This is a genomic window from Mesorhizobium sp. M0227 (assembly GCF_040321855.1).
Taxonomy (GTDB): Bacteria; Pseudomonadota; Alphaproteobacteria; order Rhizobiales; family Rhizobiaceae; genus Mesorhizobium.
Genome location: NZ_JAMYSJ010000010.1, coordinates 175,914 through 193,120, shown reverse-complemented (window position 1 = coordinate 193,120; position 17,207 = coordinate 175,914). Strand labels below are relative to the sequence as shown.

The window sequence follows — 17,207 nt, the reverse complement described above, 5'->3', positions numbered from 1 at the left end:
CCCGGGCTTGTCAGGCTTTCCAGCTGTTATGCATTGGCCTTCTGTGTCCGGCCTGCTCCCGATGGGTCGGCGGCATGGCTCAGGAATGTCTGGATTTCGCGGTTCGTCGGCGCCGACGAGCCGCCATGGCGGGTGACCGAAATGGCCGCTGCAGCATTGGCATAGCGCGCTGCCTCGAAGGGCGGGATGCCGTGCGCCAGCGCGCTGACGAAACCGCCGATATAGGTGTCGCCGGCGCCATTGGTGTCGATGGCGCTGACGTTGAAGCCGGCAATGGTCTGCGCTGTGCCGTCGGCCAGCCTGATATGGCAACCCTTCGCGCCAGCGCGAATGATCACGCCAGCAGCCTTGGGGCAGTGGTCGGCGAGAAGTCGTGCCGCGAGTCCCTCGACATCGCCTGGGCCGGCAATCTCGGCGGCTTCCGTCGTGTTACAGCTCAGCCATGTGGTGCGGGCAAGCACCCGCGACAGGATGGGACGCGGAATGTCCGAGATGACCGGCGTCGGATCGAAGACGAAGGGAATATCTGCCGGAAGTGCCTCGATCCAATCGGTGAGCGCATCGCGGCTCTTGGGATAGCTTAGCGTGTAGCCGGAGGTGAACACCCAGTCTCCCGGCGCCACCGCGACCGGCGCCATCAGGTCGCGGCTGAGCACGCTCTCCGCCCCTGGCCACGACACGAAGGTGCGTTCGGCGTCGCTCGAAATCATGGCGACGCAGTTGCCGCTGTCCGTCAATGGCGATGGCGGCGTCAGCGTCGCGATGCCCTCGGCGGCGAAAGCGGCACGCAGGAAATCGCCATTGGGTCCGCTGCCGAGTTGGCCGCCGAACACCACCTGCATGCCGGTGCGGCTGGCCGCGACCATCATGTTGAAGCCGCCGCCGGCGACCTGGGCGAAGCTCGACGCCGTCTTTTCCATGCCGGGCGCCGGCAGGGCGTCGATGCGGTAGACATAGTCGACCACGGCACTGCCGACATGGACGAGACGGCCGCTCATTCCGCCGCGTCCTTGCCGGAACCGATTTTCGCCACCCTTGCTGCCACGAGGTCGGCGGCAAGCGCGCGAACCTCTGACATGTCGAGGCCGACAAGCCGGGCGATATGCTGTTGCGGCAATCGGGAAAAACCGCTGCAGGCGCCGGCCATGCCGGCGGCGATGGCGCCGATCGTATCGGTGTCGCCGCCGATATTGGCGCTGATGATAGCTGCTTGCCATGGGTCGCCACGGGCGACTTCCAGCACGGCGAAGGCCGCCGGGACGGATTCCTGGCTGGCGACGCCGGTACCCACCAGATCGGTGATCAGCCGAATGGCATCCCTGATCGCCTTGCCGCGCACGATGTCCTGCGCCCAGACGATACGCGCGGCGATGTCGCCGCCGGTGACCCAATGACCAAGCGTCGCCCCTCGCCTCGCCGCCGCGACGGCGCTGGCGGAAGCATCGCGCCAGCCACCGCCGGCGATGCCGCGGCTGACGGCAGCGGCAACGGCAGCAGCGGAAGCGATTGCGATCGAGGTGTTGTGCGTCGCCCGGCAGGTCTCCGCCACCTTGGCGACGAACGCCTCCAATGGTTCGAGCGGCATCATGATGCCGACAGGCCCGATGCGCATGGCCGCGCCATTGGTGTCGCCGCTGCGTCCCGCTTCCTCGGCCGGTACGCCATTGTTGATGGCGTCGATGGCCCGTTTGGTCGACGGCCCCAAGAGATCATAGCTGCCGCGCGCCTTGACCTCGCGCTCCCAGTCGAGCAGCGCATTGACCCAGCGCGCGTGGTCGAAACGGTCGCCGGATTCGACCAGGATGCGGCCGAGCAGCAGCGCCTGTTCGGTGTCGTCGGTGATGGTGCCGGCAGCCAGTCCCTTCGACACCGGATGATCGGCGAAAGGCTCGATGAAATCCTCGACATGGCCGTGGAGTCCGGCAATGCGAACCGGCGACAAAAGCTGCGTCGGCATGCCGAGCGCATCTCCCAGCGCTCCGCCGACAAGCGCGCCCATGGCGCGATCGATGGCCTTGCTGGTTGCATCCGACATCGCTCAGAACCTCATATGCAGCGCAAAATGTGCCGGGTTGAGCAGGCTGGTGACATACTCGATCGGCCGATCGTCAGCCGCACGCGTCAGCCGGCGGCCGCGCAGGAAGGGCGTGCCTTGTGGGCAACCGAGGATGGCCGCATCCTCGGCATTGAGCATCTCGATCTCGACCCATTCCTCGCCATGGTCGGGAATGAGGCCGGCGGCGCGCAGCGTCTGGTGCAGCGAGCCCTCGCGCAGTCCGCGCAACGGTACGTCCTCAAGCTCGGAGGACAATGGCAGCCGGCTGCGCTCGATGGAGATCGCATGGCCGTCGCTGGCGTTGGTGCGCACCCGGTCAACGGCAATGAAGAACGGGCTTTCGATACCAAGCAGCGCAGCCAGATCGGGGTCTTCGATGACCTCCAGCCGCAGCGTCCGCGTCTCGGCATTGGCGCCGGCATCGGCCAGCGCGCGCGACCAACCGATGGAGTCATCGACCGGCTTGCCGTCGAAGGTGACGAACGAGCCAATACCAACCCTGGTCGTGATCAGCCCGCGGCTGGACAGTTCTTCGAGGCCCTTGCGGACCGTATTGCGACTGACGGAGAAGCGCTGGACAAGTTCATTCTCGCTTTGCAGGCGGTCGCCGAAGCCGAGAACACCGGAGCGGATTTCATGTTCGAGAACGGTGGCGATCTGCTCGGGTTTGCCCGTACCGGGAGACAGTTGAACCGCGCGCCGCTTCATATAGGTACCTGTTCAGTGAACCTGTATAGTCCTGTTCAATATCTGGATAGAAATGCCGTGTCAACAGATGCCGGAAACAGGCCCAATGAACCCCGAATTTCGGATTGTCCGCAGAGCGCGCCGAACTGGCCGGTTGCCATGGCCCGGAAAAGCCGGTGAAAGACCGAGATCAACCAAGAGGATAGAGCCGATCCTTGATTCAATTTCACCGGGCAGGCTACGGGATCGACACCTCACGCGGCTCAACGAGAATGTCCGCCTCGATAGCGGCGTTGATGAACGCCGCCCTTGCCGCCGAGACTTCTTTCTTTCCCTCTAGCACGGCCAGACAGACCTTACGGGCAACCATATGCTTTTGCCCGGTTGCAACCGGCCAGCGGTTCAGCAGGATGTCGGCAGCCTGAGCGACCCGCTCCACGTTGAAGATCGAGTTTCGCGATCGGCCGAGCGCAATCCTGACCGGCTCATCGAAACGCTGATCTTGCACGATGCCACTCCCCAAAGTCGGCATTCATCGATTCGCGGCCTTCAACCCCGCGCAATGTGATAGGTTCCGCGACAAAGGTGCAAGATGTCCGATTCCAGTGGCCAGAAAAATCCCAGGCTGATCGTCGTGGTCGCGTTCGATCGCGGTGAGGATGGCGAGTTGTTCCCAGCCTTTGGACCCGCCGACCAGCAGAGCGAAGACCGCGCCATACGCACCGCCAGGGCTCTAGCGGCAAAGCATGCCGGCGTCATCGCCTGGAGCCGCGAGGCCGATCCGACGCTGGGCGAATACGGCCCGCCGAACACGCTCTTCGTCAGCGGCGACGTACCTGACATGGAATAGTCGACTGGCGTCAGCTTCTGGATGCCTTGCCCATAGGGTTTGATGCGAGCCGGTTTCCCCTCGCCAGCAAGCAAAAGCCCGCTACGGTGAACCGGAGCGGGCCTTGGAGGAGGACAAGGGGTGGGACCCTCTCCTCTTGTTTCCACGGGGGGGTGTGGACCGCAATGACCATACGAAAGTTTTGCAGAGTGCAGGATCACAAGCCGGCTTGCCTGCATCACAATCCGGTGCACGCCGATATTGGGGGCGCTCACGAGATTGCGATCAGTTGCGATAACCCGGCTAGATACGCCCGAGCACGACAAGCACGATGGCGATGAGCAGCACGAGCCCAAGGCCGCCGCCGCCATAGTAGCCGGTGCCGTAGAACGGACCGCCACCGAGGCCGCTGAGGCCGCCAAGCAGCGCAATGATGATCGGTATGGTTCCAAGACTCATAGCGATGTTCAAAGACGAGCGCTCCAAAGGCTCTACCGTTCCGCGCGATTGTGGCGGGCATCGCGTGCGGAAGAGGTCTGCCGGCAACAGAAGCGGCCATCCAGATGATGGCAACCAGAATTTGATTCCGGCACGCCTGTGGACGCAGAAAGCCCGCCAGCGTGGCGGGCTTTCCTACCGGCCGGAGGCCAGGAGAGTGCGGTCGAGCCTCACGGCTGATTCGGCACTTCCAATCCCCGGCCCCTTCAGTATCAGCGACGAGCGATCAGGAGGCAGAGTTGCCGTAGATCGCGGTCGTAGGCGCCTTCGCTGCTGAGCACGTCGACGCAGCGCTTCTTCATTCGCGCCACGTTGCTATCCGACATCTGGGCCACGACACCCGGCAGGCTCGGCCTGCTGGGGTTTGACGGATTGGACGGATTGCTCGGGTTCGACGGATTGCCTGGATTGATGCCGCCACCAATACCCACGCCGACGCCGCTCGTCCCGCCTACATTGGCGCCAAGGCCGGCCGTAATGCCGCCAGACCCTCCGATGTTGGCGCCCGCGCCGGCATTGATGCCGTTGCTGCCGCCGACCGAAGCGCCGAGACCAGCATTGACACCGCTCGAGCCGCCAACATTGGCACCGGCACCGGCATTTACACCACCGCTGCCGCCGACCGAGGCGCCCACTCCGGCACTGATGCCGCCACTGCCGCCAACGGAAGCCCCGACACCGGCATTGACGCCGCCGCTACCACCCACCGAGGCACCAACGCCAAGGCCGATTCCCGCAGCATTGGCGGGCAGGGAAAGAGCTAAAATTACCGCACTACCCGCCAACATATTGGCGACTGTCTTGATGGTGTGAGCCATAACACTATCCTGTTGTCGTTGCGCTAAAGCAATTGGCGAGAGGCCGATTGCAAGATCAACTACGCGAGGTGGTGAATTTCAGTTTCAGAGAGAGAATACTGAACCTGAGGCGTGGTGTACATCAACAAAATTTCTGAAACAAAATGATATTAAAGTTTGAATAATTGTTCTTTACACGAACAATTCGTAAGGCATTGGCGATCGGACGTTACTCTGCTCCATGCCGCACACCGCGCTGGACATGGATAGGCCTCTCGCAAGATCAGCAAGACCGCCGCGATGATTGCAAGTGGCCAGAGTCTATCGGCGGCCGGATGCGGGAGTGAGAGAGTGCAAGCGTGATTGCAGGCCGAACGATTCTGCGCCGGCCCGCTTGTCAGACGATCCCGTAGAACAGCCTGTAGTGGGCGCGCTTCATCGCGGCGTAGACAGCAAGATTGTAGAAGGAAAAGGCCGACAGCAGGAACAGGACATGACCGGCAAGGTATCCGGCATAGATCGGGTGCCGCACCAGGCGGTAGGCACCGTCGGTCATCACGCCGCGATTGCCTGGCAGAATGGCGAAAGAACGCCCTAGCGATATCTTCCCCCAGATCACGAACCCCAACGCCAGGACTTGCAGCGGCGCAGCGGCATAGACCGGGATGATGGCCACGCCCGGTTGCAGGTCGATGAAGCCGACACCGAAGCTGGCGACCACCGAAACAACCACCGTCAGCGGGTTCCAGTCGCGTACCTGCGGTCGCCGCGACAGAAGCAGCCAGGTAAAGGTCAGGATCTCGGAAATTGCCACCAGCGCCACATTGATGCGGGTCGGGTCGAGCATCAGGTGATATACGCCGCGGTAGACGAACATGCCCGCGAAGGCCAGCGCGCAGATCCGAAAGAAACCTTCGCGCAAATCCACCAGGATTTCGCGCTTTCGGGCTGCGGACAAAATCCTGCCGTCACTGACGTGCGAAAGCGCCTCGCTTTTTGATATGAGCAATGCAAACACCCCGATGATCCCTCGAGGCGACCTTTGCACGCAACCATTGCCGGGCAGTTAATCAACAAGATCAGATCGGTGTTTAAACTGGCTGTCGGGGAGCCAGGGTGCCACATCCAGACGACCCTGCTCCACGCGGTCGTCCAGAAATAGACTGGCGACCCATTTCATTTGGTTTTGCCAGACTAGCTCAGATAGTCGTTGCGGAAATAGCTCCCGAAATCCGGGCGTTGAGCAACCAGCTTGCCGTCGGCATCACGCAAAATGCCGGACGCGAAGAGATAGCCGCCGATCGCTTCCATCTTGGCTGGATCCATCGTCCCGATGGCGCCGCTTTGGCTGCGCAGATAATGGCCGTCGATCAGCGCCTTCAGCGAGGCGTGGATCAGCGCCGGATTGGTCAACGCATCCTTGTTGGCCGCGATCAGCAGGGCTGCCGCATCTTCGGGGTGATCGACCGCGAACTGGTAGCCGCGCCGCGTCGCCTGGACAAAGGCGGCCGCAGGCTTGGAGTTTGCCTGGAGATAGGCTTCGCTCGAAGAGATCAGTGTCGTGTGCTCGTCAGGCACGCCGTAATCGGCATAGACGAAGCTGCGTTGTTTGACGCCCTTGAGCTCGGCGTCGACACCCTCCCAGGTCGAGACTTCGAGCGTGAAATCGACCGAACCATTGGCCAGCGCCTCATAGGCTGAGGTGCCGAGCGTCACCGTCTCGAAATTGCCCTTGCCGCCATCATGGCGGATGATGGTCGATATCAGGGCGTTTTCCCAGGCGCTGCCGAAGCCGCCATAGGTCAGGCCGTCGAGGTTTCTCGGGCTTACTATCTCGCTGCGGGCCGCATTGAAGACCACGCGGCCGGTTTCCGATTGCACCACCGCATAGACGCCCTTCAGGTCCGCTCCGGCGGTTCTCTGGGTGAACAGGCTGATGGTGCCGTTGATGCCGAAATCGGCGACGCGATTTGCAACCAGCGTGCCCGCACCGGTATCGCTGTAAGGCAGGATGTCGACCTCGAGCCCGGCCTCGCGATAGAAGCCCTTGTCGCGGGCGACGAACAGTCCGATGTGGTTGGTGTTGACCGTCCAGTCGAGGGCAACGGTGACCTTTTGTGCCGATTGTGCTTGGGCTCGCCCCGATCCGGCAATGAGCGGAAGGCCTGTGGCAAGGGTCAGCAACAAGGCCTGCCGGCGCGTCAAGTCAATCATGATCGTGTCCTTTGGATGGGGTGGCGTTGAGGATGATGTCGAGAATCTCGGCCTCGAGCGCACTTGCCTGGCGCGCGGCATCGCCGCCAAGGCTGCGCGGGCGCGGCAGCGGCACCTTGATTTCACGCACGATGCGGGCCGGGCGCGCCGACAGCACATAGATGCGGTCGGACAGGAACACGGCTTCGCGCACGTCATGGGTGATCAGGAGCGCCGTCCAGCGATGATGCCGCCACATCTGTTCCAGCCAGCGCTGCATGGCCGTGCGGGTCAGCGCGTCGAGCGCGCCGAACGGCTCGTCGAGCAAAAGCATGTCGCGTTGCTGCACCACCGTGCGCAGCAAGGCCGCGCGCTGGCGCATACCGCCGGACAGTTGCGCTGGAAAATGCCGCTCGAAGCCGGCAAGCCCGAATTCGGCAAACAACGGCGCAACGCGCACCCGCGCCGCCTGTCTCCTCATGCCTTGGACTTCGAGCCCGAGCGTCGCGTTGTCGAGGATGCGCCGCCACGGCATCAGCGCGTCACGCTGCGGCATGAAGGCGAAATGCCTGCCGTGGTCGTCGAGCGGCGCGCCGTCGAACAACATCTCGCCCTCGCCATGCTCGGCGCCGGTCAGAAGCTGGAAGAGCGTCGATTTGCCGGCGCCCGAGGGTCCAAGGATCGAGACGAATTCACCAGCGCCGACGCTAAGCGAAATATCGGCCAGCACGTCGAGCCCACCGAACGCCTTGCGCACATACCGCAGTTCCAGCCGGCTCATCGCCAGGCTCCCTTCCCGGCGGTTTCCTTGCCGGCCCGCTCCCAGGGCATCGCAAGGCGCTGCAGCAGTACAGTCAACCCGAACAGGACAAGGGTCAGGGCAGCGCTCACTCCGACGGCGGCAAGAACCAGGTCAGGACGGAAATTGTTCTTGACGTTGAGCATGTAGATGCCCAGCCCCTTCGCGGCCCCCGCATATTCGGCGAAGATCGCGCCGACCACGGCGTAGGTGATGGAGATCCTCAAGCCAGCGAAGAAATAGGGCAGCGCCGAAGGCAGCCGTGCCAGCACGAAGATGCGCCAGCGCCCTGCCCCCATGGCGCGCAGCATTTGCCCGATCTCGGCCTCGGTCGACTCATAACCCTCGACCAATGCAACCAGCATCGGAAAGAAGGTAACCAGCGCCACCAGCATGATCTTGGGCGCCAGCCCGAAGCCGAACCACAGCACCACCAGCGGCGCGATGGCCACCAGCGGCAAGGTCTGGCTGACGATTAAGACGGGAAACAGCGCACGCCGCAGCGGCTGGAAGAAGTCGACCAGCATCGACAGCACGAAGGCGGCGCTGAGCGAACAGGCAAAGCCGAGCAGCGTGGCGCCGATGGTCGGAATGGCGTTGTCGGCCAGCGCCTGGCGATTGAGCAGCGCTTGCTCGAACACGCGCGACGGCGCCGGCAGTATCGTCGGCCTGATGCCGGAATAGGTGGCATAAAGCTCCCACGCCACTAGGAGCAAACCGACCGAGATCATGGCCGGCATTGCCTTGACAAGAAGGCCCGCGATCGGGCGCGAAGCGAATGATGATGAGACCACGGGAGATAACCTTTGACGGCCGCGCGGAGGCGGCGGCAGCTTCAGACAGCCGACGGGCTGTTGGCCGAGACCGTGACGTCGAGGGTTACGTGGCCGGCGCCTGGTCCGAAGCGGCAGAAGGCCTCGTCCAGCGCCGAAAAGATCGCACCGGCATCACCGCGCAGTTTCGTGCAGAAATGCTTGGAACGCTCATAGACGCCGGACTGCTTGAGAAAATCGATGCAGCCGTAGATCTCGTCCATGTGGTCGTCGGTGCCCATCACATAGAGCGAGAACTGCGCCGCCGCCGGCTGGCCGGTGGCAGCAGCATTGCGCACCGCCGCGATGGCCGCATCCTTGCGCGGGCCGAGTGGCCCGACAGGCCCGCCAAGTGCATCGGAGCGGCAGATCGGATCATCCGGCTCGCCAGGGCACCCGCGCGAGATGGTGGCCGACAACACGCAATGTTTGCCGCTACGTGCCGCCGCCACGAAGAGGTCGCGCATGGCGGGAAACAGCACTTCGGGCGACCCGACCAGCAAGGTCGAGATGTCGTCGGTCTCGATCCTGAGCTTGTCGCGCCAGGGATCGAGCGCACCGAGCGCGCCAAGAATGACACCGACGAAATCGTCGGTCATGGGGTATAGGGAAATCTGTGCGCCTGAAAACATCGCCCGCCTCGCTCCGCTGGTATTACCCAGATCAGCTTCTAGGGTCTGTGGGCTTGCCGCCCCCGTCTCAGCCCCGACCGTACGGAGCACCCCTGTGGATGTGCGCCTTAAAGCATCATTCGAGTTCAAGGGAAAGCCGTTTTTTCAGAGCACTGCGCCAAAAGCATTGCGCCAGTCACGGTGCGCCTGAGCGGAATTTTGTCGGGAACCTTCGCCGCCGCGACCGGTTGTCCCCACAGTCGCAACGCGATCACTTTCGTAGAAAATAAGCGACGACTTCACAGAAATGGAGACAAACCATGTTCATGAAAATCCTCGCAGCTTCGGTTCTCACCATTGGTCTGGCCACGTCAGCCATGGCGCAAAGCGCCGGCAGCAACAACGCAAATGGAAGCGGCAGCGGCAAGTCGGTGACGGTTGAGCCGAACACGCCGGCTTCCCCGAATACGATCGAGCCGGACACTGTCGACCCGGGCACGACCAACAGCACGACTGGCACGGTAGGGGACATGAATTCGAACGCGGATCAGAATTGCCCGACCAACCCGCAAGGCGCGCAGCCGGACGCCGATGGTAACGCGACGGCGCCAACGGTAAACGATAATCATTGTGGCAAGTAACCACGTCGCAAACGGATGAAGCCGCTGGGCATCGCCCAGCGACTTCATCCGTTTTTCTGGTCCGCAGCACTCGCTTTGCCGAACAGCCGGATTTCTGGAGCGGGTCTCCCGGCGGGCGGGCGCGAAAATAGGTGTTTCGAATTGAGCAGCCGTTTGAGCACTCTACCGTAGGTAAAATACAGGACCCGACCGTTGGCGAGATCAAATTCCACTGTTCCCCACCGCCTGACCGGGGCCTTTCCTGTGCAGGGCCCCAGCCTTCTGATCTGGAATCCCAGCCTGACTTTGCGCGTTCCGATTTCAAGATAGATGCCTGGCAGAAGGCCAAGCACATGCCATAGCCGTACAACATGCTCGACCGACATGGCCGGCGAGATTATCAGGTGGCTGGGCTGAAGCCGCGCCCAGACGAAATCGCCTTTCGGTTGCGGCATTCCTGACAACAGCCCCCGGCAGTAGGTCGGCACCGCCTCGCTCACCAGAATCCGCATAGCGGTTGCCGTGCTGTCGACCAGGGCTTCTCTCGATGTCCAGTCAGCTTCGGAAAACGGCACCTGCCCGAGAATGTCACCCTCGTCAAAACCGGCGGACATCTTGTGGAGCGTGACGCCGCCATGAGCCGCATGCCGGCCGTCCACGGCCAAGCGCTGGATCGGGTGGGGCCCTCGATAGTCGGGGAGCAGCGCCGGGTGGAGGTTGACCCCGCCTTTGGAAAAATGGCCAAGAACCTCTTGAGGGATCAAGACAGGCAAAGTGTAGCAGACCAGCACATCGGCGCGGACGTCAGACAATTGCCGACCAAGCGCATTCCAATCGTAAGGGCGGCCAAATTCGATCAACTTGACAGGCGTGTTACCGATAAACCGCCTGAGCAGCAGCTTGCGTTGAAGCCTTCGCCGGAAATTGCCAATGCTGAAACCGGTGGGACGACGCCGGAACCCGGGCACGATGATCGCGCCAATTGCATTTCCAGCCTCTAGCCAGCCGGCGAGCAGAGGCCCCGTATAGTTAGAGATATCGAGGACAAAAACGGCTGTGATCGGCTCCGAGTGATCGGTCGATTCGATCGGCCTCATCTTCGGCGGCTCAAACGGGCCGACAGGTCAGGGCGAGCTTGTCAGGTCGGCTGAGTGGAAGGCGATGCCAAGGCAGTGACAACCGAAAGACGCTCGCGTTTTACAAACACTGGCTTTTCGTAAACTTTTTTCACGGCCCGTCTCCCGAAATCAACTCTTCCTGCGCAGTTGGACCGCGATACGGCAGGCTGTCAACCGCCTGACCGTGTTTGCCTACCGCATCCGCATTCGCCGTTGACGAAGGTGTTCGAAGGGCGCTTTCGCACATTGGTGAAAGCTCGATGGCTTCACCGACGCGACAAGCCGCGCTGACCGAAAGGGGTTTGGATGCGATGATCTGCTCGACGACACCGTCGAGCAGCAATGCAGGGCAAATCGCAGTTGCAAATCTACGAAACCGCCGTCTCGCGAACCGGCAGCTTCCAGCCTGGCCTGACGAAGTGGCAGGTGTATCCGTCGGGATATTTCTCCAGATAGTCCTGATGCTCGGGCTCGGCTTCCCAGAATGGACCAACGGGTGCGACTTCGGTGACGACCTTGCCCGGCCACAGGCCCGAGGCATCGACATCGGCGATGGTGTCCTCGGCGACGCGCTTCTGTTCGTCGCTGGTGTAATAGATCGCCGAGCGATAACTCGTCCCGACATCGTTGCCCTGGCGGTTGCGGGTCGTCGGATCGTGGATCTGGAAAAAGCGTTCCAGCAGCGTGCGAAAGCTTATGATGGCCGGATCGAAATTGATCTCGATGGCTTCTGCGTGGGTGCCGTGGTTGCGGTAGGTGGCGTTGAGCACGTCGCCGCCGCTGTAGCCGACACGGGTGGAGATGACGCCGGGATAGCGCCGTATCAAATCCTGCATGCCCCAGAAACAGCCGCCGGCAAGGACTGCACGTTCGGTCGAAGTCGCCATGTCACGTCTCCTCAAAAGCAATTCCAGGAAAAGTGTGTAGCGGTTTTCCGTCTGGAATTGCGTAAAAGCAAGTGGTCTCGCCATAAATGGGCATTGTCACCTGCTTCGTCCAGCGGACGCGGTGGATCTACTTCAGTTGCTCGTTTGGGCGAGCCTGTCGATCAAACCCGGTAGCTTCATGCCAGGCGGAATGGCGGCAAAGCTGATCGCCACCGGTGGTGCCCTGAGCGACCAGTCGAAAAGAACGGTCTTGACGGGGATGTTGCCCAGCCACGCCAGCAGCCGAGGTGGCACGCCGCTCCCGGGCCAGACCAGGAGCATGCCGTGATCGCGCAGCCGCTGGCTGGTGATCCAGGGGGCGAGCCGCATGTCGAGGTCGGTGAAGATCGACGGCTTGTCATAGGCGTTGAGGCCCGCCAGCAACGCGATGCGGGTATCGCCGCCGACGATGTCGAGCCGACCGGGCACCGCCGCGTGCCAGACCGCCTCGGCTTCGTCCGAAATCTGCCGCGCTGGCCAGCAGACGGCATCCATGCGCCCGCGCAAATTGCAACTCGTCCAGCGGATGCCCGCATAGGCACCGGACATGCCGAGGATGCAGGCGAACGCGCAGATCGCCAGCCGTCGCAGTTCGACGGCGCCGAGCCGATGACCCAGCAAGGCGAGCGCCACAACGCCGACCAGATTGTACATCGGCGCGCCCCACGCCTCGCCGGCGCCGGTGAACAGCGAAGCCACCATGACAAGCACCGCCGGACCAAGCCCCATCCACACGAGATAGGCCAGCGCGCCGCTCTCGATGGGCTGTTCCGGCGCGGGCGAACGCCGCAACAGCCCCGATATCGACAGCACCAGCAATAAGCCGCAGAGCCCCGCCATTTGGACACCGATATAGTAAAGGCGGGCGCGGTGGACCAACACCCATTCATCGCGGCCGGCGACATAGGTCAGCGGCAGGAAATCGATGCGGTAGAGCTGGACGGCCAGCGGCGCGGCGACGGCGAGGAAAACCGCGAGCCCAAGCCAGGGCCAGGGCGTGGCGAGCCGGTTGCGTGCCCGTGTGTCCGACAACAGCCAGATCGCCCCGAAGAGCAACAGCAACCCGGTGGAAAACTTGGCATAGAGCCCGACGCCCGACACCAGTCCGAGCGGCAGCCACCAGCCCGGCCCACCGCCACGGCCCGCACGCCACAGCAGCCAGCAGATTGCGGCCCAGAAGGGCATCTGCGCGTAATCATGATTGAACTGCGGTGTCGGCCAGCCGAAGAAATACAATGACGGCATCAAAAGCACGGCGGCCAGCGCGCGGGTTCTCCCGAGCATGTCGCGGGCCAGCAGGTAGACGAAGACGAAGGTCGCCGAGACGACAAGCTGGGCGAGCAGATATTGCGGCCAGCGGAACGATCCGGTCAGAAGATGGCTGATCTCGAGCAGCCAGCCGGGGAGCTGCGGATGCTTGTAGGTCAAAAGCACCCATTCGCGGCCCCACATGAAGCTCTCGACGACATCGCCGGGCGGGGCGGCATCGACAAGCGCCGGAACCACGGTCCAGCACAGGATCTGCGTCAGGCATAAAAGCGCCAGGCCGGCTTCTGGATAGCGCATCAGACCCGGCCAGATCGACGACTGCCGCCAGTCGCCTGGAACAGAACTGCCGACCGGCAGCCAACCGTTCATGGGTTCGTCGATTCGCGTCATGCGGTGGATAAATCACACCGGACGGTTTTACGAACAGCCCAGACTTGAAGCTTACGAAAATGTATACTTGGCCGACCATGGCAAAACCAAGATTGAGGCAGAGTTTCGCGCCACCATGCCGCCTCTCCCGTCATCACATGCCAGCAAGACAACAATGGAACACGCCATCCCGCAGCACCCTGAACATGCCGGGCATGGCGCCTTGGGCGTGATCGCGGCAGGTGTCGCCTACGCCTGACCGGCTCCCGTCCCCAAAAAAGCATCCAGGATTTGAAAAATGCGCCACCACCATGCCGTCATTCATTACCGTGCGCTCGATTTCTGGATGGCCCGTGCGGCCGTTCTCGTCATCATCTGCCTGCAGCTTCTGGTCATCAACAATCTCTCATTCGGGCCGCGCTGGGTGGCGCCCGCGCTGGAGGCGGCCCTGCTGCTGCCCTTGTCGGTGGCCACCGCCTGGACACAGGCCGCTACCCGAAAGGCGGTCGAGGACCACGAGTGGCATGCGATCGGCCAGTTTCGGGTCATGATCCGCAGAACAGCCCTGACCATGACCGCCATCATCAGCATCATGAATTGCGGTTCGCTGGTCCTGCTGGTGCGTGCCTTGCTGGAGGGCCATGCCGGCAACAGCGGTACGACGCTGCTGATCGACGCACTCAACATCTGGGTTACCAACGTCATCGTGTTTGCCTTGTGGTTCTGGAGCACCGACCGCGGCGGTCCGCCGACCTGCGGCCTCGTCAAGCTCGCACAGGCCGATTTCCTGTTCGCGCAGATGACGTTGAACGACCGTGAGCTTCGAGACTGGCTGCCCGGCTTCGTCGATTATTTCTTCCTCGCCTTCACCAATGCGACCGCATTTTCGCCCACCGATACCTTGCCACTCTCCCAGCGCGCCAAGCTGCTGATGATGGCCGAGGCCATGATCTCGCTGCTGACCATCGCGCTGGTCGCGGCACGCGCGGTCAACATCCTCGCTTGATCGGCCCGACACGCGAAAATAGCCCGCCCGGCGAACCGGAACGGGCTATTTTGGGTTGCCTTCGATGATTGGAATGCAGCGCCGAACTAGTGGCGCTTGCCCAGCCTGTAGCTGTTGCCGCCCAGCAGGTTGACGCCGAGCCCGCTCAGAACGCCACCGACGATGTTGGTCTTGTTGCCGTTCAGAATGCCTGAGACGACATTGCCGCTCAGGATGTTGTTGCCGCTGAGCACGTCGTTCAGCGCGGTGATCTTGCCAAGGTCGATGGATGGCGAAACATTGATCAGGCTGCCCGAATTGCCTCCCCAGCCGCCCGAACCTCCGCACCCACAACCTGCCTCGGCGGCTCCAACGGACGATGCAACTGCAACAGCGGCTAAAATAACAGTGAACTTGTTCATGAAAGCTACTCCCGTTTGATGATGGAGATGGCTTCCGTCTTCTGTGGTCTACCTCTTGTTTAACAATATATGAACACTTCATCCGCTCAAGTCTTTATCTAGTTTCAGATCGAATGCCGCTCAGCAATGGCCGATCGGAAATACAAAAAAGCCGCCCCGGCGTGAGCCGAAGCGGGCAGCGGTCGTTTCTGGAAATGAGAGCAGCGCCGCGCCAGGTTGCCTGCCTCGGTAATTCCGAGGCAGTAGCCAACAGACGACGCGGTGCCAATAGCTACTCCTCCAACCCCGGCTTGAATCTCCGCACCACAAACTCGAACAGCACGTCCGAAATCCACATGGCGCAGACGCCGATCAGGAAGGCAGCCGCCAGCGTGGTGGTGTCGTCGGCGGGATCGGGCATCGGCAGGCCGGCGATCCTGGCGTAGGAAACCGCCGGCAGCGTCAGGTAGGCCGCCGCAAGTGCGCCGCAGATCGGCGAGGCCACCATTTCGCGCAGCTTGTAGCGATGCCGCGACAGCGCGCGCAGAACGCCGCCGGCGAGACCCGCCGCCACGACCGGTCCCTTGATGCCGAGCAGGTCGAAAAGATCGTTCATCATGGCCTCCAGCCGCAAAGTTTCTGGCCCTTTTCGTTGTGAGCCAGGATCGCCGCCACCGACGCATCGGAAAGGGTCGCCGCCTCTGCCCTTGTCGGCCGGAGGGGATGCCCGGCCGCGCAGAACGACCCGCCTGATTTGGTGCAGCCGGCCAGCAGGAGCGAGAGCGCTATGATTTTGACCATCTGGCCAGCCTCCCCCTGTTGTCGTCCGGCGCCCGGCCGGCGACGGCATCGTCGATCTTCTGGGCTTCGGTGCGCGCCGCTGCGTCGGCGGCATCCTGCTTGGCCTTCTGGCTGGCCTTGCCCTTGGCATAGGCGGTCCAGACACCGGCAAGCGCGGCGCCCATTGCCAGAAGATACGGCCAGGCCTGGCCAAGCAGCGCGAGGGCGAGTGTTCCCATCTCATGTCTCCTTGGCCGGCGGCGCGACCATGCCGCGCGGCCCGTCACGCACCGCGTTGATGATGATCTTGGCAAGGGCAATGGCGCCGCTGATCTGAAGCGCGGTGCGGTCGCTCACCCCGAGCAGCGTCCAGTCGAAGCCGGCGAGCGCGCCGCCGCAGATGATGGCGACCAGCGTGTTGAGGAGATTGTGCAGCGCATTGGTGTTGAACCATGTCATTGAAACAGGCCCCCGAAAAAATCGGCGACCCGATGCCGGAAGGCCGCGAGCGCTCCGGCCATGAGAACGAGGATGCCGGCCGCGGCAGCCGTCTTGCCGCCGGATGCCGGCTGCACGGGCTGGGTCGCCGGCATCACATCAGCCGATGTCTCGACCCTGGGCGACGCCGGCGCGGCCACCGGTGCCGCGGGGCCCTGCGCCGACATCAGCAGGGCCTGAACCCGCACCGACCTGACACGATCGGACCAGCCGCGCCCGAATGTTGCCCATGTCGGCAACCGCTTGAGGAACGCCAGCCGCGCATCGCAAAGCGCATCGATGGTGACGCCGGCCGGCTTTGCCTTGGCCGCCGCGACGGTGACCGGTCCGATCCGCCCGTCCTGCGCAACGCCGACGGCCGCCTGCAAATATTTGGCCGCCCGGCCAGGCCCGCTGTTGACGGCGAAATCGAACACCGCATGGTCGACGCCATCGGGCAATTCGGCGCCGAGCACAGCGTCCCAGTAGAAGCGGCGATAAACGGTGGCGACCTGCGCGTCGCTGATCGCACGCAGATCCGCCTTCCTCGCGTCGGCCTTCACATAGCGGCGGAAGCTGGCAAGCGTCACGCCCTTCATGGTGGCGCCGCCGGGGTCAGCCGGATTGTCCGACCACCCGCCTTCCGATTTGAGAACAAGCGCAAGCGCCCGCGCGAAGTTGCGGTCCATGGTGGTTCCTTTCCGCCCTTCCGGGCAGTTGTTCAGTTTTTGATTTTTGGTATGTTCGCCGGGTGGAGGTTAGGTTTGGCGCGGGCGATTATGATTCTGGATATCATTCGCCAAGTTGGCAGATACAGACTTTAAAATTCTGAGTGTCGGCAAGAGACTCGTGCGCTCGGTAAGTGATTGACACCTAGGACGTATAAAAGCACATATGCCTGACATAAAACATTTAGTTTTAGGAATACTCATCGGCGCCTTTTCTATCGCGTGGGTAGTTATTGCCACGATAGGGGTGCG

The 17,207-nt window shown here is 62.6% G+C and carries 25 protein-coding genes and 1 riboswitch; of the genes, 4 read left to right on the top strand and 21 right to left on the bottom strand.

The annotated features are described in order from the left end of the window. Positions 1-26 precede the first annotated feature (26 nt). The 4 genes from NKJ00_RS16660 to NKJ00_RS16645 all read right to left on the bottom strand — a co-directional run bounded on the left by NKJ00_RS16660 (position 27) and on the right by NKJ00_RS16645 (position 3,251). The gene (locus NKJ00_RS16660) at positions 27-998 is read right to left on the bottom strand and encodes a PfkB family carbohydrate kinase (protein ID WP_352630451.1); all 972 of its coding nucleotides are present in this window, start codon (positions 996-998) and stop codon (positions 27-29) included. Beyond that, on the bottom strand, positions 995-2,035 hold the full coding sequence (locus tag NKJ00_RS16655) for an ADP-ribosylglycohydrolase family protein (RefSeq protein WP_352630449.1): 1,041 nt from the start codon (positions 2,033-2,035) through the stop codon (positions 995-997). The genes NKJ00_RS16660 and NKJ00_RS16655 overlap by 4 nt, the downstream gene beginning before the upstream one ends. A 3-nt stretch (positions 2,036-2,038) precedes the next feature. Beyond that, entirely contained in the window at positions 2,039-2,764 is a 726-nt protein-coding gene (locus NKJ00_RS16650) for a GntR family transcriptional regulator (protein WP_023814058.1), read from the bottom strand. Between the two features lie 217 nt (positions 2,765-2,981). Further along, the gene (locus tag NKJ00_RS16645) at positions 2,982-3,251 is read right to left on the bottom strand and encodes a DUF982 domain-containing protein (RefSeq protein ID WP_027035091.1); all 270 of its coding nucleotides are present in this window, start codon (positions 3,249-3,251) and stop codon (positions 2,982-2,984) included. A gap of 84 nt (positions 3,252-3,335) precedes the next feature. On the opposite strand from NKJ00_RS16645, the gene NKJ00_RS16640 reads away from it, so the two are divergent. Next, complete coding sequence (locus NKJ00_RS16640) at positions 3,336-3,593, top strand: hypothetical protein (protein ID WP_023814060.1); 258 nt, start codon at positions 3,336-3,338, stop codon at positions 3,591-3,593. 282 nt (positions 3,594-3,875) lie between these two features. Here the strand turns inward: NKJ00_RS16640 and NKJ00_RS16635 are convergent, their stop codons facing one another. From NKJ00_RS16635 to NKJ00_RS16605, 7 genes are all read right to left on the bottom strand, one after another. Continuing rightward, on the bottom strand, positions 3,876-4,031 hold the full coding sequence (locus NKJ00_RS16635; RefSeq protein ID WP_023814061.1) for a DUF3309 family protein: 156 nt from the start codon (positions 4,029-4,031) through the stop codon (positions 3,876-3,878). 251 nt (positions 4,032-4,282) lie between these two features. Further along, complete coding sequence (locus NKJ00_RS16630; RefSeq protein WP_031213861.1) at positions 4,283-4,888, bottom strand: hypothetical protein; 606 nt, start codon at positions 4,886-4,888, stop codon at positions 4,283-4,285. Between the two features lie 376 nt (positions 4,889-5,264). Then, positions 5,265-5,885 (bottom strand): methyltransferase family protein, encoded by a 621-nt coding sequence (locus tag NKJ00_RS16625; protein WP_352630446.1) that lies wholly within the window; start codon positions 5,883-5,885, stop codon positions 5,265-5,267. A 176-nt stretch (positions 5,886-6,061) separates the two neighbouring features. After that, positions 6,062-7,081 carry an ABC transporter substrate-binding protein gene (locus NKJ00_RS16620; RefSeq protein ID WP_352441204.1) on the bottom strand — a complete coding sequence of 340 codons (1,020 nt, stop codon included), beginning with the start codon at positions 7,079-7,081 and terminating at the stop codon, positions 6,062-6,064. Beyond that, positions 7,074-7,841 carry an ABC transporter ATP-binding protein gene (locus NKJ00_RS16615; protein ID WP_023814065.1) on the bottom strand — a complete coding sequence of 256 codons (768 nt, stop codon included), beginning with the start codon at positions 7,839-7,841 and terminating at the stop codon, positions 7,074-7,076. Before NKJ00_RS16615 ends, NKJ00_RS16620 begins: the two co-directional genes overlap by 8 nt. Beyond that, positions 7,838-8,599 carry an ABC transporter permease gene (locus NKJ00_RS16610; RefSeq protein WP_023814066.1) on the bottom strand — a complete coding sequence of 254 codons (762 nt, stop codon included), beginning with the start codon at positions 8,597-8,599 and terminating at the stop codon, positions 7,838-7,840. The genes NKJ00_RS16615 and NKJ00_RS16610 overlap by 4 nt, the downstream gene beginning before the upstream one ends. A 95-nt stretch (positions 8,600-8,694) precedes the next feature. Further along, complete coding sequence (locus NKJ00_RS16605) at positions 8,695-9,303, bottom strand: YkoF family thiamine/hydroxymethylpyrimidine-binding protein (RefSeq protein WP_352441205.1); 609 nt, start codon at positions 9,301-9,303, stop codon at positions 8,695-8,697. Then, positions 9,294-9,407, bottom strand: a riboswitch (TPP riboswitch). It overlaps the preceding gene by 10 nt. Before the next feature lie 195 nt (positions 9,408-9,602). Between NKJ00_RS16605 and NKJ00_RS16600 the strand changes: the two genes are divergently transcribed. Further along, entirely contained in the window at positions 9,603-9,923 is a 321-nt protein-coding gene (locus tag NKJ00_RS16600; RefSeq protein WP_023814068.1) for a RodZ family helix-turn-helix domain-containing protein, read from the top strand. Between the two features lie 44 nt (positions 9,924-9,967). Here NKJ00_RS16600 and NKJ00_RS16595 read toward each other — a convergent pair whose 3' ends face one another. From NKJ00_RS16595 to NKJ00_RS16580, 4 genes are all read right to left on the bottom strand, one after another. Continuing rightward, complete coding sequence (locus NKJ00_RS16595) at positions 9,968-10,999, bottom strand: formyltransferase family protein (protein WP_023814069.1); 1,032 nt, start codon at positions 10,997-10,999, stop codon at positions 9,968-9,970. A 130-nt stretch (positions 11,000-11,129) separates the two neighbouring features. Continuing rightward, positions 11,130-11,363: a hypothetical protein gene (locus NKJ00_RS16590; RefSeq protein WP_155930624.1), complete on the bottom strand. Its 234-nt coding sequence runs from the start codon at positions 11,361-11,363 to the stop codon at positions 11,130-11,132. Between the two features lie 25 nt (positions 11,364-11,388). Then, positions 11,389-11,907: a peptide-methionine (S)-S-oxide reductase MsrA gene (gene msrA, locus NKJ00_RS16585; protein WP_023814070.1), complete on the bottom strand. Its 519-nt coding sequence runs from the start codon at positions 11,905-11,907 to the stop codon at positions 11,389-11,391. Positions 11,908-12,039: 132 nt separating this feature from the next. Beyond that, positions 12,040-13,584 carry a glycosyltransferase family 39 protein gene (locus tag NKJ00_RS16580; RefSeq protein WP_352441207.1) on the bottom strand — a complete coding sequence of 515 codons (1,545 nt, stop codon included), beginning with the start codon at positions 13,582-13,584 and terminating at the stop codon, positions 12,040-12,042. Positions 13,585-13,672: 88 nt separating this feature from the next. On the opposite strand from NKJ00_RS16580, the gene NKJ00_RS16575 reads away from it, so the two are divergent. Both NKJ00_RS16575 and NKJ00_RS16570 read left to right on the top strand, forming a co-directional pair. Then, entirely contained in the window at positions 13,673-13,843 is a 171-nt protein-coding gene (locus NKJ00_RS16575; RefSeq protein WP_164762750.1) for a hypothetical protein, read from the top strand. A gap of 39 nt (positions 13,844-13,882) precedes the next feature. Then, positions 13,883-14,590, top strand: coding sequence for a hypothetical protein (locus NKJ00_RS16570; protein WP_023814072.1), 708 nt, complete (start codon positions 13,883-13,885; stop codon positions 14,588-14,590). Between the two features lie 86 nt (positions 14,591-14,676). Here the strand turns inward: NKJ00_RS16570 and NKJ00_RS16565 are convergent, their stop codons facing one another. From NKJ00_RS16565 to NKJ00_RS16540, 6 genes are all read right to left on the bottom strand, one after another. Further along, a complete protein-coding gene (locus tag NKJ00_RS16565; protein WP_127297818.1) occupies positions 14,677-14,991 on the bottom strand; it encodes a hypothetical protein in 315 nt (104 codons plus the stop codon). Between the two features lie 271 nt (positions 14,992-15,262). Continuing rightward, positions 15,263-15,586, bottom strand: a complete 324-nt coding sequence (locus NKJ00_RS16560) for a hypothetical protein (protein ID WP_352612639.1) — start codon at positions 15,584-15,586, stop codon at positions 15,263-15,265. Further along, complete coding sequence (locus tag NKJ00_RS16555) at positions 15,586-15,771, bottom strand: hypothetical protein (RefSeq protein ID WP_032909564.1); 186 nt, start codon at positions 15,769-15,771, stop codon at positions 15,586-15,588. Before NKJ00_RS16555 ends, NKJ00_RS16560 begins: the two co-directional genes overlap by 1 nt. After that, on the bottom strand, positions 15,756-15,989 hold the full coding sequence (locus NKJ00_RS16550; protein WP_352612641.1) for a hypothetical protein: 234 nt from the start codon (positions 15,987-15,989) through the stop codon (positions 15,756-15,758). Before NKJ00_RS16550 ends, NKJ00_RS16555 begins: the two co-directional genes overlap by 16 nt. Before the next feature lies 1 nt (position 15,990). Beyond that, entirely contained in the window at positions 15,991-16,209 is a 219-nt protein-coding gene (locus NKJ00_RS16545) for a hypothetical protein (RefSeq protein WP_352612643.1), read from the bottom strand. Further along, entirely contained in the window at positions 16,206-16,916 is a 711-nt protein-coding gene (locus tag NKJ00_RS16540; RefSeq protein ID WP_352612645.1) for a glycoside hydrolase family 108 protein, read from the bottom strand. The genes NKJ00_RS16545 and NKJ00_RS16540 overlap by 4 nt, the downstream gene beginning before the upstream one ends. Between the last annotated feature and the right edge of the window lie 291 nt (positions 16,917-17,207).

Excerpts from the sequence above, each read along its gene's own strand:
- NKJ00_RS16640 (WP_023814060.1), top strand. The coding sequence starts at position 3,336 with ATGTCCGATTCCAGTGGCCAGAAAAATCCCAGGCTGATCGTCGTGGTC.
- NKJ00_RS16540 (WP_352612645.1), bottom strand. The coding sequence starts at position 16,916 with ATGGACCGCAACTTCGCGCGGGCGCTTGCGCTTGTTCTCAAATCGGAA.
- NKJ00_RS16560 (WP_352612639.1), bottom strand. The coding sequence starts at position 15,586 with ATGAACGATCTTTTCGACCTGCTCGGCATCAAGGGACCGGTCGTGGCG.
- msrA (WP_023814070.1), bottom strand. The coding sequence starts at position 11,907 with ATGGCGACTTCGACCGAACGTGCAGTCCTTGCCGGCGGCTGTTTCTGG.
- NKJ00_RS16600 (WP_023814068.1), top strand. The coding sequence starts at position 9,603 with ATGTTCATGAAAATCCTCGCAGCTTCGGTTCTCACCATTGGTCTGGCC.
- NKJ00_RS16650 (WP_023814058.1), bottom strand. The coding sequence starts at position 2,764 with ATGAAGCGGCGCGCGGTTCAACTGTCTCCCGGTACGGGCAAACCCGAG.
- NKJ00_RS16545 (WP_352612643.1), bottom strand. The coding sequence starts at position 16,209 with ATGACATGGTTCAACACCAATGCGCTGCACAATCTCCTCAACACGCTG.
- NKJ00_RS16615 (WP_023814065.1), bottom strand. The coding sequence starts at position 7,841 with ATGAGCCGGCTGGAACTGCGGTATGTGCGCAAGGCGTTCGGTGGGCTC.
- NKJ00_RS16660 (WP_352630451.1), bottom strand. The coding sequence starts at position 998 with ATGAGCGGCCGTCTCGTCCATGTCGGCAGTGCCGTGGTCGACTATGTC.
- NKJ00_RS16550 (WP_352612641.1), bottom strand. The coding sequence starts at position 15,989 with ATGGGAACACTCGCCCTCGCGCTGCTTGGCCAGGCCTGGCCGTATCTT.
- NKJ00_RS16620 (WP_352441204.1), bottom strand. The coding sequence starts at position 7,081 with ATGATTGACTTGACGCGCCGGCAGGCCTTGTTGCTGACCCTTGCCACA.
- NKJ00_RS16595 (WP_023814069.1), bottom strand. The coding sequence starts at position 10,999 with ATGAGGCCGATCGAATCGACCGATCACTCGGAGCCGATCACAGCCGTT.
- NKJ00_RS16655 (WP_352630449.1), bottom strand. The coding sequence starts at position 2,035 with ATGTCGGATGCAACCAGCAAGGCCATCGATCGCGCCATGGGCGCGCTT.
- NKJ00_RS16635 (WP_023814061.1), bottom strand. The coding sequence starts at position 4,031 with ATGAGTCTTGGAACCATACCGATCATCATTGCGCTGCTTGGCGGCCTC.
- NKJ00_RS16565 (WP_127297818.1), bottom strand. The coding sequence starts at position 14,991 with ATGAACAAGTTCACTGTTATTTTAGCCGCTGTTGCAGTTGCATCGTCC.
- NKJ00_RS16570 (WP_023814072.1), top strand. The coding sequence starts at position 13,883 with ATGCGCCACCACCATGCCGTCATTCATTACCGTGCGCTCGATTTCTGG.
- NKJ00_RS16555 (WP_032909564.1), bottom strand. The coding sequence starts at position 15,771 with ATGGTCAAAATCATAGCGCTCTCGCTCCTGCTGGCCGGCTGCACCAAA.
- NKJ00_RS16610 (WP_023814066.1), bottom strand. The coding sequence starts at position 8,599 with ATGCCGGCCATGATCTCGGTCGGTTTGCTCCTAGTGGCGTGGGAGCTT.
- NKJ00_RS16605 (WP_352441205.1), bottom strand. The coding sequence starts at position 9,303 with ATGTTTTCAGGCGCACAGATTTCCCTATACCCCATGACCGACGATTTC.
- NKJ00_RS16580 (WP_352441207.1), bottom strand. The coding sequence starts at position 13,584 with ATGAACGGTTGGCTGCCGGTCGGCAGTTCTGTTCCAGGCGACTGGCGG.
- NKJ00_RS16630 (WP_031213861.1), bottom strand. The coding sequence starts at position 4,888 with ATGGCTCACACCATCAAGACAGTCGCCAATATGTTGGCGGGTAGTGCG.